The 2,070-nt window shown below is 66.7% G+C and carries 2 protein-coding genes; both read left to right on the plus strand.

Translation table 11 applies throughout. From position 1 onward, the window contains the following. On the plus strand, positions 1-742 hold a 742-nt coding region (cgtA, locus tag V6M48_RS02195; RefSeq protein ID WP_332810887.1), incomplete at its 5' end, for an Obg family GTPase CgtA. Between the two features lie 84 nt (positions 743-826). After that, positions 827-2,070: glutamate 5-kinase (gene proB, locus V6M48_RS02200; protein ID WP_332810888.1), on the plus strand; the 1,244-nt coding region annotated here is incomplete at its 3' end.

The raw sequence follows: 2,070 nt of genomic DNA on the forward strand, positions 1-2,070 counted from the left end.
GATCCACGACTTCACCGCACTCGGCGAAAAATTCGTGCTGGCCGAAGGCGGCAATGGCGGCTTCGGCAACGCGCATTTCAAATCGTCCACCAATCGCGCCCCGCGCAACGCCAATCCCGGCCAGGAAGGCGAAGAGCGCTGGATCTGGATGCGGCTGAAGCTGATTGCCGACGCCGGCCTGGTCGGCCTGCCCAATGCCGGCAAGTCGACCTTCCTGTCCGTGGTCAGCGCCGCCAAGCCGAAGATCGCCGACTATCCGTTCACGACGCTGCATCCGCAGCTCGGCGTGGTCGACGTCGACGGCCGCGAATTCGTGCTGGCGGATATTCCGGGCCTGATCGAGGGCGCGCATGAAGGCGCCGGCCTCGGCGATCGCTTTCTCGGCCATGTCGAACGCTGCCGCGTGCTGCTGCATCTGGTGGATGCGACCTGCGAGCACGCCGGCAAGGCCTACAAGACGGTGCGGACCGAGCTCGACGCCTATGAAGGCAATCTCGCGGACAAGATCGAGATCGTCGCGCTCAACAAGATCGACGCGGTGACGCCGGACGAATTGAAGAAGCAGAAAGACCGCTTGAAGCGCGCCGCCAAGAAGACCCCGCTCTTGATGTCGGGGGTCTCGGGCGAAGGCGTCAAGGACGCGTTGCGGGCGCTGGTCGAGGTGATCGGCGAAGCCCCGGTATCGCTCAAGGCCAAGGGCGCCGCCCAGGCCGAGCCGTGGTCGCCGACCCCGCAGGGCTGACGTTAGCCCTGACATCAGCCCTGACTTGCGCCGGTTCCCCCCGGCTGCAAAACTCGCAACACCCCGCTTCATCCGACTGCATCCATGACCCGCCCCAGCCTGAAAAACTTCCGCCGCATCGTCGTCAAGGTCGGCTCCTCGCTGCTGATCGACTCCGATGCGGGCGAAGTCAGGTCGGCATGGCTGGCCGCACTGGCTGCCGACATCGCAAAACTGCATGGCGAGGGCCGCGAACTCCTGATCGTCTCGTCGGGCTCGATCGCGCTTGGCCGCAGCCGCTTAAAACTGCCGCGCGGCGCGCTGAAGCTTGAGGAGAGCCAGGGCGCCGCCGCCGTAGGGCAGATCGCGCTGGCGCGGATCTGGTCGGAGGTCCTGGGGCATCACGGCATCGGCGCCGGGCAGATCCTGGTGACGCTGCAGGATACCGAGGAACGCCGCCGTTACCTCAACGCGCGCTCGACCATCGCCAAGCTGCTGGAATGGCGCGCGGTGCCGGTGATCAACGAAAACGACACCGTCGCCACCAATGAAATCCGCTACGGCGACAATGACCGTCTCGCCGCCCGCGTCGCCACCATGGCGAGCGCGGACCTGCTGATCCTGCTGTCGGACATCGACGGGCTTTACGATGCGCCGCCCGGTGCCAATCCCAACGCAAAACTGATTCCGATCGTGGAGTCCGTCACCTCGGAGATCGAGGCGATGGCGGGCGCGGCGGAATCCGAACTGTCGCGCGGCGGCATGCAGACCAAGATCGAGGCGGCCAAGATTACCACCACCGCCGGCACCCACATGCTGATCGCCTCCGGCAAGATCGAGCATCCGCTGCAGGCCATCGCCGACGGCGGTCGCTGCACCTGGTTCCTGACCCCCGCCAATCCCGTCACCGCGCGAAAGCGCTGGATCGCGGGCTCGCTGGAGCCGAAGGGCACGCTGACCATCGACGCCGGTGCTGTGAGCGCGCTGCGCGCCGGCAAGAGCCTGTTGCCGGCCGGCGTGATCCGGGTCGATGGGCAATTCGCCCGCGGCGACGCCGTGGTGGTGCGCGGTCCCGATACCCACGAAATCGGCCGCGGCCTCGTCGCCTATGACGCTGACGATGCCGAGAAAATAAAGGGCCGCTCGTCGCCGGATGTGATGGTCATCCTCGGCATCAGCGGCCGGGCGGAAATGATCCACCGCGACGATCTGGTGGTGGGCCCGACTGGCGCGCTTTCCCCGGGCTACGCCAATGGCCCAGGGGAGGTCGACGTGCCGCAGTGTACGGCCTCGCCCGCCAGCCATGCCCTCCCCGCGCTTCGCAAACCGGGGATTTCCGTGCTAGGACA

The organism is Sphingomonas sp., assembly GCF_036677245.1.
In the GTDB taxonomy this organism is placed as follows: Bacteria; Pseudomonadota; Alphaproteobacteria; order Sphingomonadales; family Sphingomonadaceae; genus Allosphingosinicella.